Here is a 21,832-nt window from a genome sequence, read left to right as displayed (position 1 = left end):
GATGATGAGAGCAAAAGTTAATCAAGGTATAAATTTAAATGATTATAATGGTGTTTGGGTAATAGGAGAGCAAAGGGAAGGTAAAATAAATCCTGTTACTATAGAACTTATTGGTGAAGGAAGAAAGCTTGCTGACCAATTAGGAAAAGAGCTTGCAGTTGTAATAGCTGGATATGAAGTAGAGAAAGAAGTAAAGGAGTTACTTCACTATAGTGTTGATAAAGCTTATTATATCAACGACCCTCTTCTTAAAGATTTCACAACTGATGGATATGCAATTTCAATTGCAGGTTTAATTGAAGAGAAAAAGCCAGAGGTTGTACTAGTTGGAGCTACTTCTATAGGAAGAGATATCGCACCTAGAATTGCAGGTAAAGTTGGAACAGGTCTAACTGCTGACTGTACAAAACTTGAAATAGATTCAACAGATAATAAGTTATTACAAACAAGACCAGCCTTTGGTGGAAATTTAATGGCTACTATTGTTTGTCCAAAAAATAGACCACAGATGTCAACAGTTCGACCAGGTGTTATGGCAAAAGCTGTAAGAACTGAATCAAAGACTGGAGTTTTAGAGGTTGTTACTCCAGAACTTAATGAAAAAATGATTAGAACTAGATTAGTAGAAATTCTTCCAAAAGAAAAGAAATCTATAAATCTAACTGATGCTAGAATAATAGTATCAGCAGGAAGAGGATTAAAGAGGGCAGAAGGATTTGAACTAATAAAAGAATTAGCTGATAAATTGGGGGCAGAAATTGGTGCTTCAAGAGCGGCAGTAGATTCAGGGTGGATAGAACATTCTCATCAAGTGGGACAAACAGGAACTACTGTTAGACCAGAGTTATACATTGCGTGCGGGATATCTGGAGCAATACAGCATTTAGCAGGTATGAGTGATTCTAAATATATAGTTGCTATAAATAAAGATTCAAAGGCACCTATTTTCAGTATATGTGACTATGGAATTGTAGGGGATTTATATGAAATTCTACCTGAAATGATAGAATCATTAAATAGGTAACTTCTAGAAAACATTGAATATATAGAATGGTAAGTCTTATAATATTGTATTGTAAGACTTATTATTTTTGCTGAAGGTTATAGTGGAGGGATGAAACAATGAAAGAGCACTGGTATAAGGATATATTTGCAAGAGTATTATCCATGACTGATGATGGTTTTATTGTTGTAAATAAAGATGGAGTAATCATAGATATTAACGATAAATATTGTGACTTCTTAGGGAAAGAAAGAGACGATATAATAGGACACAATATACAAAGTATTATACCAAATACAAAAATGTTAGATATTATGAGAGATAAATATTGTGAAGAAGGAGCTATACACCATTACTCAGGTGGAAAAACAAAAGAAAAAAGTGTAATAGTAAGTAGGTCTTATGTGGAGAATGATAATGGAGAAGTAGTTGCAGGGGTAGCTCAAGTTAAATTTAGATTACAATCCTTTGATGTAGCTAAAAAGTTAATGTCAGAATATATGGAACTCCAATATTATAAAGAACAGTTCAAGGATAAATGTAGTTTTGACAAGCTCATAGGTGAAAATAGAGATTTCATAGAACTTAAGAAAACAGGTATGAAAGCTTCTAAAACGAACTTCTCAGTGCTTTTAACAGGTGAAACAGGTACAGGTAAAGAAGTCTTTGCTAGAGCAATTCACAATAATAGCAGTAGAGCAGACAAGCCTATGGTTAGTATAAACTGTGCTGCAATACCAGAAGAACTATTAGAATCAGAGCTATTTGGGTATGACGAAGGAGCTTTTACAGGAGCAAAAAAAGGAGGCAAAAAAGGTAAGTTTTTAGTTGCAAATAATGGCACAATCTTCTTAGATGAAATAGGTGACATGCCTTTGACCATGCAAGCAAAACTTTTAAGAGTTCTTCAGGAAAGTGAAATAGAACCAGTTGGAGGTCTTAAAACTATAAAAATAGATGTAAGAGTAATCTCTGCTACAAGAAAGAATTTAAGTAAAATGGTTGAAGAGGGATTATTTAGAGAAGATTTATACTATAGGTTAAATGTAATAAATATTCATATGATGGAATTAAAGGACAGACAAGATGATATTTTATTGTTAGCAAATTATATACTAAATAAATTAAATGTTGAATATAAGGAATTGAAGGTTTTAAGTGATAAAGTTAAAAATTGTTTTATTAACTATATTTGGCCAGGAAATATAAGAGAACTGCAAAATGTAATAAAAAGTGCTTATGCTGTAAGTGATGATATGGTCATTATGATGTGTGACCTTCCATCTAAAATGGATAATATAAGCAGAGTAGCTCAATGTAATGTGGATAGTAATTGCTCAATTCATGAAATGGTTGAAAATTATGAGAAGAGTTTAATTATTGATGTGTTAAGGAAGTACAATTGGAAATGTTCCAAGGCAGCAGAGGTTATGGGAATACACAAAAGTCTTTTGTATAAGAAAATAAAAAAGTATGAAATTGAATTAAACAATTAAGATGACTTGAATTAAGATTAAGGCACACAAAAAATCACCCTTATACAGTGAACCATACCCACTGTTTTAACTGTACAAAACAGTGGGTATAGTTCAAAATTAGAGTGATTTTTACTTTATTTAATATTTATAAAAAATGTTTTAAAATATTTATCTTATTATTTAATCATAATTTTCCACTTCTTTATCAAGTTCTTTTCCACAAGAATCACATTTATATATAGCATTATATCCGTAATCATATTCATCAACTATTTTCTTTTGTCTAAATACACCACCACAATCACATAAAAAACCGTTTTTTATAAGAGTAACAATAAATTGTGATTTTATAAATTTTATATCATTACATTTATCATTAGTGTAAAAATTATAAATATAAGAGTTGTCACATTCATCTCTCAATTCAAATTTTTCAATATATGTGTTGTTTTTTAACTCCTCAAATTCTTCTTTAGTTAAGTATGACTTTTGTTGCAATTCGTGTAAGCGCTTAATTTGGTCCATAATTTATATCCTCCTAATAATTTTAGTATTTTAAGCTTAGATAAGGACTCTAAGTTTTATTAAATTTATCTCAAGGAATTATTTAAATTATATTTAGTTTTATTTAATTACAACATAAATAAATTAGCTATAAATAAAAACTAATTTTAAAAATAATTTCCTATGAAAATCTAAATTACTAACCCCTTACTAACCCGAAAAACTAAAAAAGAAAATAAAAAATATATCCAATCTAAATGATATATAAATAAAGATGATATATAAATAAAGGTATTTTATATAAATTTAACTTTAAATATCTCAACTGTAATATATAAAAATATATTATAGTTAAAATATACCACATATTTTGGGTATTGTATACTGGAATTAAAGCAATTAATTTATTTTTTAACACACAAATGATTTTATAAAAAAAAACAAGACTGAAAAATTCTTATATTATTTGATAAAATAAAAATGATAGTAAATTTATTGAATTTTATAAAATTTATAAGGAGTGAACTTAAAATATGCAAGAGAATAAAAATGATATATTTGAATCAATAGATAATGATGACTTTGACAATAAAACAGAAGATGAGTATTTAGAAATAGTAAAGCAAAATGGATTAAATTTAATATACATAAAAAATCAAACAGAAAAGATATGTCTGGAGGCTGTTAAACAAAATTGTAATGCAATAAAGTGTGTTGATAATCAAACAGAAAAAATATGTATAGAAGCAGTCAAGCAAGATTGGAGAATGTTAGAATTTGTTGAAGATCCAACAGAAGAAATATGTATGTTAGCACTTAGTCAAGATGGAACAGCATTAAAATATATAGAAAATCAGACAGAAGAATTATGTTTAAGAGCTGTTGAAAAAAATGGCACAGCTTTAGCATTTGTAAAAGAGCAAACAGAAGAAATATGTATAGAAGCAGTTAGAAATAGTGAATTTGGATTAGCAAGGGTAAAAAATCAAACAGATAAAATATGTATGGAAGCAGTTAAACAATGTAGTTATAACCTAAAATGGGTGGAAAATCAGACAGAAGAAATATGTATGGAAGCAGTAAGACAAAATGGGCTTGATTTGAAGTTTGTAAAAAATCAGACAGAAACAATATGTCTAAGAGCTGTAAGACAAAACGGTATGGCTTTAGAATTTGTAAAGGAACAGACTGTTGGAATATGCTTGAAAGCAGTGAGACAATATGGAATGGCTCTAAAATTTGTGAAAGAACAAACAGAAGAAATTTGCACAGAGGCTGTTAAACAAGATAAAAGAGCTCTTAGTTTTGTCAAAGGAGATAAAGAAAAGTATAAAGTTTTATGCGATGGCAATGAGCCATTTGCAAAAAGATACGTTAGAAATGTAATAGAAAAAGAAAATAGAGCTTTGATTAAAAAAGGAGAAGAAAATGCAAAAATCAAAATTGCAGGAAAACTTCATGATAGAGGCATGTCTTTTGAAGATATATCAGATATAGTTGAGATTGAAATAAATAAGTTAAAGGTGAGTTTGGGGATTTTTTAATATAAAATAGTTAATTAAATAATAATTGGATAGTTCTTTGTAGGATAGTAAAATAAGTGCTATAATTTGACATATAATAAATTATTTTTATTACACATTAAGGAGGGATTGAAATTGAAAATTACAATATTGTATCAAACAAGAAGTGGAAACACAGAAAGGGTAGCTAAGTTAATAGAAGATGGTGCTAAAAAGGTAGACGGAATAGAAGTTAGACTTATGAGATTAGATAGTATTGATACAGAGTATTTAAATGAAAGTAAAGCAGTAATATTTGGAACACCAACATATTTAGCTAATACAACTTGGGAAGTAAAAAAATGGTTTGATGAGGATTCAAAAAAGATAAATCTAGCTGGCAAGTTGGGAGCAGTTTTTGCTACATGTGACTATGTCTGTGGAGGTCCTGATGTAGCAATTCTTACTATAGTAGGGCATTTAATGGTTAAGGGAATGCTTGTGTACTCTGGAGGTGGCTCTTTAGGAAAACCATTTATACATTTAGGACATGTACATTCAATTGAAGGACCAGAAATACAAGACGAAAAAGCTGTAATATTTGGAGAAAGAATTGCTACAAAAGCAAAAGAATTATTTGCTTAATTTCTATATACATAACAATGCTTGAAATAAGTTTAATGTTTTAATGGGGATTTAAGGTAAAAATTGTATACAAATAAAAATTTTCCATAAAATTACTCAATATGCTATCAATATGAATTATAATATGATTGTAAACATATTATATTAAATAAAATAGATAAAATTAAACGATAATAGTGAGGTAAGTTTATGGTATGGCATATAGAATATGAAATTTTTTCTGCAATTATAGTTATTTTTTTGATGGTATACTTTTTTAAAAGTAAATTTATACCTACTTTACAAAATAAAATATATTGTGCACTTTTAATTTGTTCATTTTTATTCATAATTTCAAATGTTTTAGGCTCACTTTGTCTAAATAATATAGACAAACTTCCAATTTTTTTAACTGCTTCATTGAATCAAATATATTTATTTTTATTGCCAATACCAGCGGCTCTTGTATTATTTTATGTCATGGCTATTATTTATCAAGATATTAGATATATGAAAAAAAAGCTTTTATTTTTATCTATACCACTTATAATTTGTATGATTCTATCTATAACTAATCCTTTTACACACATTTTATTTGGACTGTCAAAAGAAACAGGTTATGTACGTGGTTATGGATATGCTGCAACTTTTTTATCATTTTTCTTTTATGCAATATATTCGGCATTTTTATCTTTTAAATACAAAAAAGCAATGCATGAATCTAAAATATGGGCTATTAGAGGTTTTCTCATAGTTTCAATTATAGCAATTATTTTGCAGGCAATTTTTTTACAGTATCTTCTTACAGGAACAGCATGTGCATGTAGTTTGCTCTTGACATATCTCTCCATGCAGAATAGAGGTCTTATCATTGATGACCTTACTGGTGTACTTAATAGACAATCCTTTATTCAAGAACTAGATTTAAATATAAATACTGAACAATCAGGATTTATCATTACAATTGCTCTTGATGATTTCAAATTTATGAATGAAACCTTTGGAACTAAAAATGGAGATATTGCATTAAAAGAGGTTGGTAAATATTTGATTCATATTCATGATGTAAATCATGTGTATAGAATAGGAGGAGATATATTTTCTATTGTTGTTAATAGCCAGTTAGGTATATCTCCAGAGAAAATTACTAAACAGATAGAAGAAAGATTTAAAAAAGCATGGCTAATAGAAGAGATAAGTTTTAACTTATCAACTAGTATTGCAGTTGTTTCTTTTCCAGAAAATGCTGAAACGACAGAAGATGTTATAGTTGCAATTGATTTCTCTATACATGAAGCAAAACGCTCTGAATCAAGACAAGTTATTTATGCAGATGCATCTATAAGTGAAAAGATAAAGAAAAAACATATAATAAAAAATTGTTTGAAAGAAGCTCTAGAAAATGATGGCTTTGATGTATATTATCAGCCTATATTTTCTACTAGTAAAGATAGATTTGCTTTAGCAGAGGCTTTGATTAGGCTAGAACATAAAGAGTTAGGGTTTATACCACCAGATGAATTTATACCAATTGCAGAGCAGACAGGTCTTATTAATTCAATTGGGTTAGTGGTTTTTGAGAAGGTGTGTAAATTTATAGCTAGTGATGATTTTGAAGATTTAAAGTTAGATACCATAGCTGTCAATCTTTCTGTAGTACAATGCATGCAAAAGAATTTAGCTGATGATTTGTTTGATATTATGAAAAAATACAAAGTGTCACCAAATAAATTTAAACTTGAAATTACAGAAACTGTGGCATCAGGTTCATTTAATATAATTAGAGAGACAATGGAAAAATTAATTACTTTAGGGGTTAAATTTGCACTTGACGATTTTGGGATAGGTTATTCTGGAGTTACTAATATACTTTCCTTACCATTTTCAGTAATTAAGTTAGATAAGAGTCTGATTTGGTCTATGAATGAAGATAGTAAGCATAAACTCACAGTTGAAACTATTATATCTCTTATAAATAAATTAAATATGAAAGCTGTAGCAGAAGGTGTTGAAACCATTGAATACGCTAAAGATTTAAAGTCTATGAATTGTGAATATTTACAAGGGTATTATTTTTCTAAACCTGTTCCAGAGGAAATTTTAAGGGATTTGTTGAGAGAAAATGCTTTTACAGTTTAATACCCTTTATTTTTTTAATTACAATTTTGTTCATTGACACTATTAGCTAAATATTATAAAATTAACACAATAATAAATATTAAAATTATTATATATATTATTAATATTTATTATTAATTCCTAGAGTAAAGATTTATTATATATTTTTATAGCTTAAAATATATATTTTACTTAATTATTCTAATGTAAGAAAGGAAGATGTGACATGAATAAAAAGAAAATATTAGTACCAATTGATGGAACAGAAAGAAGTATGCATTCTTTGGAATTTATACAAGGAATATTCAAAAAAGATGAAGTCGAAGTGGAAATAATGAATGTAAAAGAACTAGTATTTATTGATGGCATATCCCTAGCTGAAGAGATAAAGAATTCTGAGAACTTAGGAAGACGAATCCTGGACAGAGCAGCAGAGATAATGGGAGAGTATGATGTTAAAGTTCATTTTACTTTTGGTTATCCAGGAGATGAAATAATTAGAAAAGCAAAAGAAGATAATGTAGATATTATAGTTATGACAAAATCTACTAAAAAAGGTCTAACAAGAATGATAGGTTCAGTAACAGCAAGTGTAGTTAAACAAGCAAAGTGTATAGTAATGATTGTACCGGAGTAGAATTAGTGAGGTATCTGAAATATGAATAAAAAAATAGCAGCAGTTTGTGAAAGTGAAAAAAGTTCAAATTCTCTTAAAGAAGCTGCAAATATTTTAGGGTTTGACTTAGTTTATGAAATTCAAAACGATGGAAGTATAAAAAATGAACTTTCTATGTATGATATAGAAGATGCATCTATAGTGTTATTTGTTACAAGTGATTCTATAGAGGGTATAGAAAAGATTGATAGATTTATAGATAGGGAGTTTTATGAGGTCGAACCAAAATATATAATAAGTGATGCAAAATCTATAGTAAATGAAATTTTAATAGATTTAAATTAATCTTAAAAATATAGGAAAAGCTTCAAGTAAATAGTATTTACTTGAAGCTTTTTTAATATTGAGGATTAAATTATATTTGTTATTAGACAATATTTAGATGAAACACTCATTTACTGAAGTTAGAATTTCTATTGAAAAGGACAATCCTGCAATACTTAGGGATGAATATATGTTGAAGAAAAGATGGTTTCTGCTTTAAGAAAATTAGGGGCAGATTATGTATTTGATACTACATTTTCAGCTGATTTAACCATTATGGAAGAAGCATCTGAATTAATAGAGCTTATAACAAAGAATGATAAATCACTAAATTTACAAGTTGCTGTCCAGCTTGGGTTAAGTTTGTAGAAACATTTTATCCAGAACTGATACCAAATTTATATCCAGAATATAATTCTAAAAATTATATGTTAAATAATATATTAGAAAATGAGAATATTTAAATAAAAAAAATAATATTATATATAGTTGACAAAATGTGGAAATTAATATACTATATAAATATAGAAATAGTAATCATTACTATTATTAAAAAGGGGAGGAATTAATTATGAACTTAAAAGGAACTAAAACAGAAAAGAATTTAATGGCAGGATTTGCAGGGGAATCAGAAGCAAGAAATAAATATACATACTATGCATCAAAAGCTAAAAAAGAAGGTTACAATCAAATAGCTGCTATATTTGAGGAAACTGCTAACAATGAAAAAGAACATGCAAAACTATGGTTTAAACTTTTACATGATGGAATGCCTTCAACAGAAGAAAATTTAAAAGATGCAGCAGCAGGTGAAAATTATGAGTGGACTGACATGTATGCAACATTTGCTAAAGAAGCTAGAGAAGAAGGATTTGACAAAATAGCTTATTTATTTGAAGCTGTTGGAAGAATAGAAAAAGAACATGAAGAAAGATACTTAAAACTTTTAGAAAACCTAAATGAAGGAAAAATATTTAAAAGAGAAGAAGAAGTTGTTTGGCAATGTCAAAACTGTGGTCATGTGTATGTAGGTACTGAAGCACCAGAAAAATGCCCTGTATGTGACCATCCAAAAGCTTATTTCAATATAAAAGCTGAAAACTATTAAAAATTATTATAATTAAAAAGGAATGTTAACTATGAAATTTTCTAAACAAAGAGAACTGATTTTAAATGAAATATTAAATAATCCAGTTCATCCTACTGCTGATTGTTTGTATGAAAGTCTAAAAAAAGATAATCCGAGTTTAAGCTTAGGGACTGTGTATAGAAATTTAGCTCAGCTAACAGAACATGGTTTTATAAAAAAAGTTAGTATTCCAGGAAATCCAGATAGATTTGATGGTAGAATAGAAAATCACTATCATATTATATGTGAAGTATGTGGAGAGGTGTACGATTTAGAATCTGAAATTCTTAGCAATTTAAAAGAATCAATATCAGAAGAAACAGACATAAAAATAACATCTTATAACATAAGTTTTAAAGGGATTTGTAATAATTGTAGAAAGTGTAGTCAAGTAGGTTAACTTTTCAAATTCTAAAAATAATTAATGAGGTGAGTTTATGTGTAGTGAAAAAAGATTTTTTATATGTGAGACTTGTGGTAATCTTATAGGGATGATACACAGTGCAGGTGTTCCTGTTTTCTGTTGTGGAAAGCCTATGAAAGAGCTTGTTCCTAATACAACAGATGCAGCAGTTGAAAAACATGTGCCTGTGATTGAAGTAGATGGAAATAATGTTACTGTTAAAGTGAGTAGTGTTGCTCATCCAATGACTAAAGAACATCATATAGCATGGGTGTATCTTATGACTGAACAAGGTGGTCAACGTAAATGTCTAGCAGTAGATGGAGAACCTGTAGTTAAATTTGCTTTGAATGATGACGATAAAGTAATATCTGCATATGCTTATTGTAATTTACATGGATTATGGAAAGCTGAATTGTAATATTTAAATAAACTGAATTAAAAAGGAGGCTAAAAAATAGAAATTTATTTCTATAAAAATAGCCTCCTATAAATTTATATAATCTCAAATCTTAATTTATTTTGAGATTAATAGCGTATAAGGAGAAAATAATATGTCAATTTATAAATGTAGTGTTTGTGGATATATTTATGATGAATCTAAAAATGATAAAACATGGGATGAGTTAAGTGAAGACTGGACATGTCCTGTATGTACAAAGGGTCGTAGTTATTTTGGAAAAATAAGTACAGTGTATTTTGAAGGTGAAGAAAAGAAAGAAAATAAAATAGAAGCATCTGTTCAAGAAAAATCTGATGTGAGTAGTGAAAAAACAGGCGATTTAAATTATTTAAATACATATTTAAGAAGAGATGATGAAGTTGAACAACATATGGATATAATTCATGAAATGGCTGTTACAGGAAAGTCTATAATAGAGCCTATGAAAACTAAACTACCAGTAATTTCTTGGGATGATATTTTAATTATGGGAGCTCAATTAAATCCATTACCGCTAAATGAACATGATGAAGTAAATACAACAACGATAATAGGAAAAAAAGCAAAAAAGCCTATGGTAATAGAAAATCCAGTTTATATTTCTCACATGTCATTTGGTGCTTTGTCTAAAGAGTTAAAAATAGCTTTAGCAAAAGGTGCAGCTAAAAATAAAACAGCTATGTGTAGTGGTGAAGGTGGTATATTACCAGAAGAAAAGGAAGCTTCATATAAGTATATTTTTGAATATGTACCAAATAAATATAGTGTAACTGAAGAAAATCTTAAAAATTCTGATGCTATAGAGATAAAAATTGGTCAGGGAACAAAGCCTGGAATGGGAGGTCATCTTCCTGGTGAAAAAGTAACTGAAGAAATTGCAAAAGTTAGAAATAAACCTGTGGGGCAAGATGTTATAAGCCCATCTTGTTTTGAAGAAATACAATCAAAAGAAGACTTAAAGAAACTTGTAGATGAACTTAGAGAAGTTTCAGAAGGACGTCCAATTGGTATTAAAATTTCAGCAGGGCACATTGAGAGAGATATGGAATTTATAGCTTATGCTAAACCTGATTTTATGACTATTGATGGACGTGGTGGAGCTACTGGAGCAAGTCCAAAGTTACTTAAGGATGCAACTTCAGTTCCAACAATATTTGCTCTTTATCGTGCTAGAAAATACATAGATACACATGGATTAGATATAGATTTAGTTATAACAGGTGGGCTTCGTATATCTACTGACTTTGCTAAGGCTATAGCTATGGGAGCTGATGCAATTGCTATTGCTAGTTCTGCACTTATGGCAGCAGCGTGTCAACAATATCGTATATGTGGTTCTGGTAAGTGTCCTGTAGGAGTAGCTACTCAAGATGAGGAGTTAAGAAAAAGATTACATATAGAAAATAGTGCAAATAGAGTGGCAAATTTCTTAAATGTTAGTCTAGAAGAACTTAAGACTTTTGCTAGAATTTCTGGTCATAAAGATATACATGATTTGAGCGTTGATGATTTATATACAGTTAACTCTGAAATATCAAATTATACGAATATACAACATGTATAAATTTTATAAAGAAAACTATTTAAAAATATGAGTTTATAAAAGAAAATAGATTTTATAAAAAGAGAATTTTATATTATAGAATTCTCTTTTTTAATGTGAAAATTGGAGAGATTAAATTGTAAAATACCTTGTAATATCGTACTATTAAACTAAACAACAATTTAAGGAGTGATTAGTATGGAAAAAATGCAGATACAAGTTCTCGTTGATAATAATACATATATTGATAGATACTTTGTTGGAGAACCAGCAGTTAGTTACTATATTGAAATTGATGGAAATAGAATTTTATTTGATGCAGGATATTCAGAAATATTTATATCAAATGCTGAAAAAATGGATATAGATTTAGGTGACTTGACTCATATTATTTTTTCTCATGGACATAATGACCATACAAGGGGTATTCAATTTTTAGAAAATAAATATGATTTATCTAAAGTTAAACTTATAGCACACCCTAATTGTTTTGAACCTAAAAAATGTGGGGAGGATAATATAGGAGCACCATTTTCTATTGAGAAAGTTAGAAATACTTTTATGTATGAACCAACTAACAAACCTTTTAAGATAAGTGAAAATTGTATATTCTTAGGAGAGATTCCATCTGTAAATAATTTTGAAAAAAGAGCTAAAATAGGAAAATATAAATCAGAAGATTTATGGGAGGATGATTATGTTTTAGATGATTCAGCTATAGCATGTAAGACCGATAAAGGTGTTTTTATTGTTACAGGATGTTCTCATAGTGGAATTTGTAATATAGTGGAGTATGCCAAAAAATTATGTGGTGATGATAGAATTGCTGGAATCTTGGGTGGTTTTCATCTTTTTGAATTGGATGATAGACTAGATAGTACTATTCAATATTTAAAAAAAGAAGAAATAAAAATGTTGTATCCTTGTCACTGTGTTTCTTTTAAGGTAAAAGCCAAGATGAATGAAATGTTAAATGTAAATGAAGTTGGAGTAGGATTAACCATAAATATATAGTATATTAATAATGAGTTTGGAAAAATAAATTTTATTTAAAAAAATTAAGGGAATTAACAACAACTACAGGTGTATAAATTAAAAGCAAAAAGATACTTTCTAAAAGAAAGTATCTTTTTTATATTATGTATTTATTTTAAGATAAATAGAAATGTATAGTATTAATTTGTTGAAAGAAGAGTTATTTTTAATTATTTAGTATTTTCATTAGTAGATAATTATATCATGTATTAATAATAATGATATAAGAGAAATAAATTAAATTAGTTTATCTAAATACAATATTATTTTAAATATAAATTTATTTTTATATATAAATCTTAATGATTTCAATAAGAACGCAAATACAGTAATAAATAATTATGACCATTATAGGTATGTTAAGTATTTTCTAATTATAGAAATTGATTTGTAAAAAATTTAACACTGTAAAAACGATTTCATATAAAATAACAGGATATAAAAATATTATTAATTCATAATAATAAAATAAATATATAAAATTTACCTAATTAGAAATAAAAAAATTAAAATTGTAAATTTTTAGAAAAATTACGGTTGAATTAACTTGACAAAAATGTTATTCTTTTGTCAAATGTATGTTAAATTATAAATTTTTACTATTATTTCTAGAGGGGATGATTTTATGCAAAAAAATGTAAAAAAAGCAAAAGCAACAGGCTCTATTCTAGCTATATTTGGAGTTGCAAGTGTTCTTTTTAGTTCGCATGCAGGTGGAGGGTTTGCTACAGGTAATCAAGAAACACAGTATTATGTGCAATATGGATGGATTGCACCACTCATGGCAATTTTAGCAATGATTATACTTACTGCCACTATGAGAGAAGTTATTATAATGTATAATAATAATAATTGTAAGAATTATAAGGACTTATTTTGTGAACTTTGGAATCCATATCCAAAGCTTGAAATAATATGGGAGATATATTATTATTTAATGGTTTTAATAGCTGTAAGTGCTGTTATAGCAGGTGCAGCAGCAGTTTTCCAAAGTATAGGAATTAATTATTTTATAGCTGTCTTTATTATCGGAATTGTACTTCTTGTTTTTACTATATTTGGAGCTATGCTTGTATCTAAAGCAGCAACAGCAATGACAATAGCTATATTAGTATGTACTCTTACTATTTTCATAGTGGGTATAAAAGCTAAGGTACCAGAAATATCTGAAATATTTTCAAATAAAACGAGCTTCACACCTGGATACTTTAAGCCAATACTTAATACTCTTATTTATGCAGGATTCCAATCAGTTGTTATACCTACACTTGCAAGCTGTTCAAGACCACTTCTTAAAAATTCCAAAGAAGCTACTAAAGCAATGCTAGTTTCATTTGTTATGAATGCAGTTGCGTTGGGGCTTGCTGTAACTATGTTAATGGGATGGTATAGAGAATTTACTGCTGCTGGGCAAACAACTCTTCCTACTCTTTATGTTGCAGGTCAATCTGGAAATAACACTATATACATAATTTATAATGTAGCACTATTCCTTTGTTTGATGTCTACAGGAGTAACTACAATATTTGGTCTTGTAAATAGATTTGAAGACCATAAAGCGCTTTCTTTCCTTTCTTCAAAAATGAAAAGAAGAGTATTTACAGCATGTGCAATAATGGTAGTATCAATGCTTATATCTTTGACAGGGTTAAGTAACATAGTTAAGTATGGATATGGGTATTGTGGCTATCTTGGTCTATTCACTATAGTTATACCTTTTCTAACATTAGGTCACTATAAGAATAAGAAATTTGCCAAAGAACATCCAGAGGCTAAGTGGCCAGCTGATTTAGATGAGAATGTTGAGAATTTATAGTATAAATTAGTAGTTTAAGTATAAAAAGATGGTCTAGAAAAGATTCATTAATGATGATTTAAGTGAAAAATTAATATAATATTAATAGCAGAAAAAATTTAAAATGATGTTAACAATATTATTAAAATGAAATGATATGAAAATAAAGTAAAATATAAAAATGTATGTGAATTTATCTAGGATAAGTACGCATACATTTTTATTTATGACTTTATTCAATTTTTATTTATACTGTCTTTATTTATACAATAAATATTGAAAATATGTTTTATTATTTGATAGTTGCCTTATATATTATAATTCTATAATTCTTCTATTAATTTTAGATTCTATAGCTGTTTCAATTTCACTTAACATTCTCTCATTTTTAGGGTCAATAAAAGCACAAGTATAACCCTGTTCTCCAGCTCTACCAGTTCTACCAATACGATGAATATAGTCTTCAGGCGTTTCTGGTAAATCGTAATTATATATGTGACTTACTCCAGATATATCAAGACCTCGAGAAGCTACATCTGTGGCTATTAAATATTGTATTTCTAAATTTCTAAATGATTTCATTATTCTTTCTCGCTTTGATTGTGCAATATCACTATGCAACTTTTGACAATTATATCCTCGTATAGCAAGAGCCTCTTCAAGGTTGTCAACTCTTCTTTTAGTTCTACAGAATATTATAGCCATAAAAGGATTGTCTTCATTTAAAACACTGCATAAAGCATCTAATTTCTTTCTATCTGTAGTTTCTACTACTTCCTGCTTTATATTAGTAAGAGTAATTTCTTCTTTTTCAATAGAAACAACAACAGGATTTTTTGTATATCTATAAGCTAATTTTTTAACTTGAGAATCCATAGTTGCAGAAAAGCATAATGTCTGTTTTTTATTTGAAGTTTCTTTTAAAATAGCTTCAACTTCATTTTTAAATCCCATAAGCAACATTTGGTCTGCTTCATCTAAAACAAAAGTTTTTAATTTGCTAAGGTCAATTGTTTTTCTATTTAAGTGGTCTAGAAGTCTACCTGGTGTAGCTATAATCATATGAATATTTCCTTTTAGTTTTTTTATCTGAGAACCAATGTCTTTTCCACCATAAGCTGCTAGAATATTTATATCCTTAGATTCTTTAAGTTTTGTAGCTTCTTCTGTTATTTGAATAGCAAGTTCTCTAGTTGGAGACAGTACAAGTACTTGTATATCATCTACATCTAATGATATATTCTCAAATATCGGAAGCAGGAAAGCCAGTGTTTTACCTGTCCCAGTCTGCGCTTCGGCTATGACATCTTTTCCTGATTTTATTAAGGGGATACTTTCTTTTTGTATAGGTGTAGGTGTTGTTATTCCTGATGTTTTTATAATATTTATAGTATTTTCGCTAATTCCTAAGCTCTTAAAATCCATTATTATCTTACCTTTCATGAAAAATTTTCTATTTTATTAATCAATTAATAATATCATATTTGTAAGTATTTTTAGTAATTTTTTCGATTATTATTTATTTATTATTTATATAGTTTAAAAATATAGTGTATAACTCTTAAAATATAGTGTAGATTAAATTAGATTTTAGCTAGAATTTTATAGGTTTATTTTAAAAGGTTTTTTGAAAATAAATCTATTTATAAATTAAATTAAAATGCAAGAAAAACATAATAACTTTCATTTTTAAGAAGTTTTCACAAAAAGGAAAAAATATAGTGCAATAATTAATATAAAGTAATATAATAGATTACAAGATATGAAAAGCTAAAAAAATAAATTGCAAATGAAATTAAAATGAATAAAAAATAAAAAAATAATCAAAAGTTAGAGACATCACTGAAAGATAAGACCTAATATTATTAAAACTAAATGTATACTAAGGGGGGCATTAATATGTGCATTATATCAAAAGATAGAGCAAAGGAAATCAAAATAGTAGATACTACTTTAAGAGATGGGGAACAAACAGCTGGGGTTGTATTTGCGAATAGAGAAAAAATAATGATTGCTGAAATGTTAAGTGATTTAGGTGTTGACCAAATTGAAGTTGGTATACCTACTATGGGTGGAGACGAAAAAAATGTAATAAAGCACATATGTAATAGAAATTTAAAAGCAGATATAATGGCTTGGAATAGAGCAGTGATAAAAGATGTTGAAGAATCTATTTCTTGTGGTGTTGATGCAGTAGCCATATCAATATCAGTATCTGATATTCATATAGAAAATAAACTTAGAACTTCTAGAGGTTGGGTTTTAGAGAATATGGCTAAGACAGTTGAATTTGCAAAGAAAAACGGATTATATGTTTCAGTAAATGGAGAAGATGCTTCAAGAGCGGATATCGACTTCTTAACTGAGTTTATAAATGTTGGAAAGCAAGCAGGAGCAGATAGATTTAGATATTGTGATACAGTAGGAGTTATGAATCCTTTTTCTATAAAAAATGCAATAGAAACTCTTTACGAAAGAACTAATTTTGACATAGAAATGCATACACATAATGATTTTGGTATGGCAACTGCAAATGCACTTGCAGGATTAGCAGCAGGAGCAAATTATGTTGGAGTTACAGTTAATGGCTTAGGCGAAAGAGCTGGAAATGCAGCATTAGAAGAAGTTTTAATGGCACTTAAATGCATCTATAAATGTGATTTAAATAACGTAGATACTAGAAAATTTAGAGGAATATGTGAATATGTGTCACAAGCATCAGGAAGAATACTTCCTACATGGAAACCAGTAGTTGGAGATAATATGTTTATACATGAATCTGGTATACATGCTGATGGAGCATTAAAAGACCCACATAACTATGAACCATTTGACCCAAGTGAAGTAAATCTTGAAAGAAAAATAGTAATAGGAAAGCATTCAGGAAGAGCAGCAGTAATAAATAAATTGAGTGAATATGAAATGTATATTTCTCCAGAAAACGCTACCAAATTATTAAATGCAATAAGAGCTACATCTATAAGATTGAAAAGAAGTTTGATGGATAAAGAGATTCTTCAATTATATTGTGATATACTAGCACATGAAAAAGGTACAACAGAAGAAGAAGCAGTTAGAGGTTCATATATTTAAGATATAATTGTTTAGGAGGAAAGTATGGGAGATAATATAGTTTATAAAATAATCAAAAAACATATAGTGGATGGAGAGGCTGTTGCTGGCAATTCAATTGGGATAAAAATAGACCAGACTTTAACACAAGATTCCACTGGAACAATGACATATCTTCAATTAGAAGCTATGGGCATAGATAAAGTAAAAACAAAAAGAAGTGTTGCATTTGTAGACCATAATATGTTACAACAAGGATTTGAAAATGCAGATGACCATAAATATATACAAACAGTAGCTGACAAATACGGTGTTTATTTTTCTAAACCAGGAAATGGTATCTGCCATCAAGTATTTTTAGAAAGATTTTCAACACCAGGAGATACACTTTTGGGTTCTGATAGTCACACGCCTACTGCTGGTGGTGTTGGTATGATGGCTATTGGTGCTGGGGGATTGGATGTTGCTCTAGCTATGGCAGGAGGAGCATACTATATAAAAGCACCAATCGTCTGTAAGGTAAACTTAGTTGGAAAATTAAATAATATGGTATCTTCAAAAGATATAATATTAGAAGTGTTGAGAAAACAAACTGTAAAAGGGGGCGTAGGTAAAGTCTACGAATATGGAGGAGAAGGAGTTAAAAATCTATCTGTTCCACAAAGAGCCACAATAACAAACATGGGAGCTGAACTTGGAGCAACTACTTCAATATTCCCAAGTGATGAAAAAACATTAGAGTTTTTTAAGAGTCAAGGAAGAGAAGATGCATGGATGGAACTAAAACCTGATTCAGATGCAGTTTATGATGAAGAGATTACTATAAACTTAGATGAATTAAAACCATTAGCTGCAAAGCCTCATAGTCCAGATAATGTAGATGAAGTTGAAAATATAGGAAAGATAAAAATAGACCAAGTTGCGATAGGAAGCTGTACAAATTCTTCTTATGAAGACTTAATGAAAGTAGCTCAAATCTTAAAAGGAAACAAAGTTCATAAGAATGTAAGTTTGGTAATAGCACCAGGCTCAAGACAGGTTATGGAAATGATAGCTAGAAATGGAGCTTTAGGAGATATAATAAGTGCTGGAGCTAGAATATTAGAAAACTCTTGTGGGCCATGTATAGGTATGGGGCAATCTCCAGGAACTGATTCTGTATCCTTAAGAACTTTCAATAGAAACTTCTATGGAAGAAGTGGAACTCTATCAGCACAAGTATATTTAGTGAGCCCAGAAGTAGCAGCAGTAAGTGCTATAAAAGGAGAACTTACAGACCCAAGAGAATTTGATGTTAAATTTGAAAACTTAGATGTAAGTGAATTTTTAATAGATGATAGTATGATAATAAAGCCTTCTGATGTAGGAAGTGATGTAGAAGTAGTTAGAGGTCCTAATATAAAACCTTTCCCTCTTAACACAGAACTAAGTGAGTCTATAAGTGGAAACGTAATATTAAAGACAGAAGATAATATAACTACTGACCATATAATGCCATCAAATGCCAAGTTACTTCCTTTTAGAAGTAACATACCATATCTTGCAAACTATTGTTTTAATACTGTGGATACAGAGTTTCCTCAAAGAGCAAAAGATAATAATGGTGGATTTATAATTGGTGGAGACAACTATGGACAAGGTTCAAGCAGAGAACACGCTGCTTTAGCACCATTATATCTTGGTGTTAAAGGAGTAATAGTAAAAAGTTTTGCAAGAATACACAAAGCCAATTTAATAAACAGTGGAATAATTCCAATGGAGTTTTGTGATGAAAAAGATTATGAAAATTTATCTCTTTTAGATAATCTGGAAATACCAAATATTTTAGATAATTTAGATAGTGGTGTTTTAGAGGTTAAGAATATAAGTAAAGGAGCTTCTTTCAAAGTTAAAGTAGAATTATCAGCAAAAGAAGTTGATGTATTAAAAGCAGGTGGAAAATTAAATTACACTAAGAATCAAGCTAATTAATATGAAAAGAGGGAATATTGATGTATAAAGTGACACTTATACCAGGAGATGGAATAGGTCCAGAAGTTGCGAAAGCTATGAAAAAGGTTGTAGAAGCTACTGGAGTAGAGATAGAATGGGAAGAAGTTAATGCAGGAGAAGCAGTTATTGAGGAATATGGAACTCCACTTCCTCAATATATTATAGATAGTATAAAAAAGAACAAAATAGCTATAAAAGGTCCAATCACTACTCCTGTGGGGAAAGGGTTTAGAAGTGTAAATGTAACTTTGAGACAAGCATTAGATTTATATGTTAATTTAAGACCAATTAAGAGTTTTAAAGGTATAAAGTCAAGATATGAAGATGTTGATTTAGTTGTAGTAAGGGAAAATACAGAAGACTTATATGCTGGTATAGAGCATAAGATAGGTGATTATGCAGCTGAAAGTATAAAGATAATAACAAGAGGAGCAAGTGAGAGAATTGTTGACTTTGCATGTAACTATGTTAAAGATAACAAGAGAAAAAAAGTCACTGCTATACATAAAGCGAATATAATGAAAATGTCTGATGGTTTGTTTTTAGATGTATTTAGAGAAGTAGCATCAAAACATGGTGTTGAGTATGATGATTTAATTGTAGATGCAGCAGCTATGAACTTAGTTTTAAATCCAGAAAATTATGATGTAATGGTAATGCCAAATCTTTATGGAGATATACTATCTGATTTAGGAGCTGGTCTTGTTGGAGGCTTGGGTATAATTCCAAGTGCAAACATTGGTAAAGATTGTGCTATATTTGAAGCTGTTCATGGAAGTGCTCCACAAATAGCTGGGCAAAATAAGGCTAATCCAACAGCGCTTATTCAATCATCAGTAATGATGCTTAGATATTTAGGAGAATATGAAAATGCACAAAAGATAGAAACAGCTCTAGAAAAAGTATTTCTTGATGGAAGCAAATTAACTGTAGATTTAGGTGGTTCAGCTTCAACTACCGAATTTGCAGATGAGGTATGTAAGTATATTTAGTTGTTGTTTATAATAATATGATGTAAGTTTTAAAAAGAGCTGTTAATTGTATACGGGACAATTAACAGCTCTTAATTTAGTTTTGTAATGATATATTTGTAAACATCCAGTCAAAAACAAAAATAAATGTAAAAAGATTGTTTTTTTAGTTGAGTATTCAACCAATATATGGTAATATACAAATATGGTTGAAAGTTCAACTAAAAATATTTTGAATTTAGAGATATTGATTGGAGGTGTATTTGATTAAAACTTTAGACAGTAATATATTAAGAGAAGTTGGTACTTTATCTAGAGCAGTAAATTCAATAAATGATATGAAGTACAAAGAATTAAAGTTACAAAAAGGGCAATTTACTTTTTTAACACGAATTTGTGAAAATCCTGGAATAAACCTTGTAGAATTATCAAATGTGTTAAAAGTAGATAAGGCCACTACAACTAAAGCTATACAGAAGTTAATAAAAGCTGGATATGTAGATAAAAAGCAAGATGAGTTTGACAAAAGAGGATACAATTTAACTCCTACCAATAAATCTTTAGAAGTATATGAGCTAATAATTGAAGAAGAAAATAGAAGTATAGAAATATGTTTTAATAATCTTACAGATGAAGAGAAGCAAACAGCAAATAATATACTAGAGAAAATGAGAAAAAATATAGAAGAAGAATGGTTTAGAGTAAAAAGATAATAAATTAATGGATGAATATAAGGAGATATTTTTATGATTAGAAAAGCAAATATAAGTGACTTAGATAGTATTATGGGAATTATAAAATCAACAGTAGAAGAAATGAAAGGCTATAATAATACACAGTGGGATGAAAATTATCCATCAGATAAAGACTTTATTTCTGACATTGAGAAACAAGATTTATATGTAGAAGAAGTAGATGGAAAAATAGCAGGATTTATATGTATTAATTATGATGAACCTAAAGAATATATAGATTTAAATTGGTCATCTAATGATAAGGCTATGGTAGTACATAGAATGGCAGTAAATCCAAGTTTTAGAAAGATGGGAATTGCATCTAGACTAGTTAATTTTGCTGAAGAATTAGCTAAAGAAAACGATGTATCATATTTAAAGAGTGATACATATTCAATAAACTCAAAGATGAATTCATTGCTTATAAAATGTGGCTTTATTAAAATTGGTGAAATGAGTTTCCTAGGAAAAGAGAAATCTTTCTATTGTTATGATAAAATATTATAAAAAGTATTTATCATACAAAGGCTAAAGGATACATTTTTAG

Annotated in this window: 20 protein-coding genes and 1 pseudogene; 19 read left to right on the top strand and 2 right to left on the bottom strand. The window is 28.7% G+C overall.

Annotation, left to right across the window (positions count from 1 at the left end; genetic code table 11):
- The first annotated feature begins 1 nt into the window (after position 1).
- Together JJC01_16250 and JJC01_16245 are read left to right on the top strand one after the other, a co-directional pair.
- Positions 2 to 1,024: an electron transfer flavoprotein subunit alpha/FixB family protein gene (locus JJC01_16250; GenBank protein ID UDN57704.1), complete on the top strand. Its 1,023-nt coding sequence runs from the start codon at positions 2 to 4 to the stop codon at positions 1,022 to 1,024.
- Between the two features lie 98 nt (positions 1,025 to 1,122).
- Positions 1,123 to 2,499: a sigma 54-interacting transcriptional regulator gene (locus JJC01_16245; protein ID UDN57703.1), complete on the top strand. Its 1,377-nt coding sequence runs from the start codon at positions 1,123 to 1,125 to the stop codon at positions 2,497 to 2,499.
- A gap of 162 nt (positions 2,500 to 2,661) precedes the next feature.
- Here JJC01_16245 and JJC01_16240 read toward each other — a convergent pair whose 3' ends face one another.
- Entirely contained in the window at positions 2,662 to 3,006 is a 345-nt protein-coding gene (locus JJC01_16240) for a hypothetical protein (GenBank protein UDN57702.1), read from the bottom strand.
- 512 nt (positions 3,007 to 3,518) lie between these two features.
- Between JJC01_16240 and JJC01_16235 the strand changes: the two genes are divergently transcribed.
- The 12 genes and pseudogenes from JJC01_16235 to JJC01_16180 all read left to right on the top strand — a co-directional run bounded on the left by JJC01_16235 (position 3,519) and on the right by JJC01_16180 (position 14,537).
- Complete coding sequence (locus JJC01_16235; GenBank protein ID UDN57701.1) at positions 3,519 to 4,529, top strand: DUF4116 domain-containing protein; 1,011 nt, start codon at positions 3,519 to 3,521, stop codon at positions 4,527 to 4,529.
- 114 nt (positions 4,530 to 4,643) lie between these two features.
- Complete coding sequence (locus JJC01_16230) at positions 4,644 to 5,132, top strand: flavodoxin family protein (protein UDN57700.1); 489 nt, start codon at positions 4,644 to 4,646, stop codon at positions 5,130 to 5,132.
- A gap of 189 nt (positions 5,133 to 5,321) precedes the next feature.
- Positions 5,322 to 7,250 carry an EAL domain-containing protein gene (locus JJC01_16225; GenBank protein ID UDN57699.1) on the top strand — a complete coding sequence of 643 codons (1,929 nt, stop codon included), beginning with the start codon at positions 5,322 to 5,324 and terminating at the stop codon, positions 7,248 to 7,250.
- 205 nt (positions 7,251 to 7,455) lie between these two features.
- Positions 7,456 to 7,866 (top strand): universal stress protein, encoded by a 411-nt coding sequence (locus JJC01_16220; protein ID UDN57698.1) that lies wholly within the window; start codon positions 7,456 to 7,458, stop codon positions 7,864 to 7,866.
- Positions 7,867 to 7,887: 21 nt separating this feature from the next.
- Complete coding sequence (locus JJC01_16215) at positions 7,888 to 8,190, top strand: PTS sugar transporter subunit IIBC (protein UDN57697.1); 303 nt, start codon at positions 7,888 to 7,890, stop codon at positions 8,188 to 8,190.
- 183 nt (positions 8,191 to 8,373) lie between these two features.
- Positions 8,374 to 8,633 (top strand): annotated as a pseudogene (locus JJC01_16210) (hypothetical protein).
- A gap of 107 nt (positions 8,634 to 8,740) precedes the next feature.
- A complete protein-coding gene (locus JJC01_16205; protein UDN57696.1) occupies positions 8,741 to 9,277 on the top strand; it encodes a rubrerythrin family protein in 537 nt (178 codons plus the stop codon).
- A gap of 31 nt (positions 9,278 to 9,308) precedes the next feature.
- Positions 9,309 to 9,698, top strand: coding sequence for a transcriptional repressor (locus JJC01_16200; protein ID UDN57695.1), 390 nt, complete (start codon positions 9,309 to 9,311; stop codon positions 9,696 to 9,698).
- Positions 9,699 to 9,735: 37 nt separating this feature from the next.
- Entirely contained in the window at positions 9,736 to 10,122 is a 387-nt protein-coding gene (locus JJC01_16195) for a desulfoferrodoxin (GenBank protein UDN57694.1), read from the top strand.
- A gap of 133 nt (positions 10,123 to 10,255) precedes the next feature.
- Complete coding sequence (locus tag JJC01_16190; GenBank protein UDN57693.1) at positions 10,256 to 11,707, top strand: rubredoxin; 1,452 nt, start codon at positions 10,256 to 10,258, stop codon at positions 11,705 to 11,707.
- A gap of 177 nt (positions 11,708 to 11,884) precedes the next feature.
- The gene (locus tag JJC01_16185) at positions 11,885 to 12,700 is read left to right on the top strand and encodes an MBL fold metallo-hydrolase (GenBank protein ID UDN57692.1); all 816 of its coding nucleotides are present in this window, start codon (positions 11,885 to 11,887) and stop codon (positions 12,698 to 12,700) included.
- A 646-nt stretch (positions 12,701 to 13,346) separates the two neighbouring features.
- Positions 13,347 to 14,537: a hypothetical protein gene (locus JJC01_16180; protein UDN57691.1), complete on the top strand. Its 1,191-nt coding sequence runs from the start codon at positions 13,347 to 13,349 to the stop codon at positions 14,535 to 14,537.
- A 294-nt stretch (positions 14,538 to 14,831) separates the two neighbouring features.
- On the opposite strand, the gene JJC01_16175 is transcribed toward JJC01_16180, so the two are convergent.
- Positions 14,832 to 15,941 (bottom strand): DEAD/DEAH box helicase, encoded by a 1,110-nt coding sequence (locus JJC01_16175; protein UDN57690.1) that lies wholly within the window; start codon positions 15,939 to 15,941, stop codon positions 14,832 to 14,834.
- Between the two features lie 474 nt (positions 15,942 to 16,415).
- Between JJC01_16175 and nifV the strand changes: the two genes are divergently transcribed.
- The 5 genes from nifV (at position 16,416) to JJC01_16150 (ending at position 21,792) form a co-directional block, all read left to right on the top strand.
- A complete protein-coding gene (nifV, locus tag JJC01_16170; GenBank protein UDN57689.1) occupies positions 16,416 to 17,609 on the top strand; it encodes a homocitrate synthase in 1,194 nt (397 codons plus the stop codon).
- Positions 17,610 to 17,633: 24 nt separating this feature from the next.
- Positions 17,634 to 19,559: an aconitate hydratase gene (locus JJC01_16165; GenBank protein UDN57688.1), complete on the top strand. Its 1,926-nt coding sequence runs from the start codon at positions 17,634 to 17,636 to the stop codon at positions 19,557 to 19,559.
- A gap of 20 nt (positions 19,560 to 19,579) precedes the next feature.
- Entirely contained in the window at positions 19,580 to 20,572 is a 993-nt protein-coding gene (locus JJC01_16160) for an isocitrate/isopropylmalate dehydrogenase family protein (protein UDN57687.1), read from the top strand.
- 242 nt (positions 20,573 to 20,814) lie between these two features.
- On the top strand, positions 20,815 to 21,264 hold the full coding sequence (locus tag JJC01_16155) for a MarR family transcriptional regulator (protein ID UDN57686.1): 450 nt from the start codon (positions 20,815 to 20,817) through the stop codon (positions 21,262 to 21,264).
- A 33-nt stretch (positions 21,265 to 21,297) separates the two neighbouring features.
- Positions 21,298 to 21,792, top strand: coding sequence for a GNAT family N-acetyltransferase (locus tag JJC01_16150; GenBank protein UDN57685.1), 495 nt, complete (start codon positions 21,298 to 21,300; stop codon positions 21,790 to 21,792).
- The last annotated feature ends 40 nt before the right edge of the window (positions 21,793 to 21,832 follow it).

The sequence above is a fragment of the Clostridioides sp. ES-S-0010-02 genome (assembly GCA_020641055.1).
Classification (GTDB): domain Bacteria; phylum Bacillota; class Clostridia; order Peptostreptococcales; family Peptostreptococcaceae; genus Clostridioides.
The sequence above is the reverse complement of the archived record's forward strand: the minus strand, read 5'-3'. Positions and strand labels throughout refer to the sequence as shown.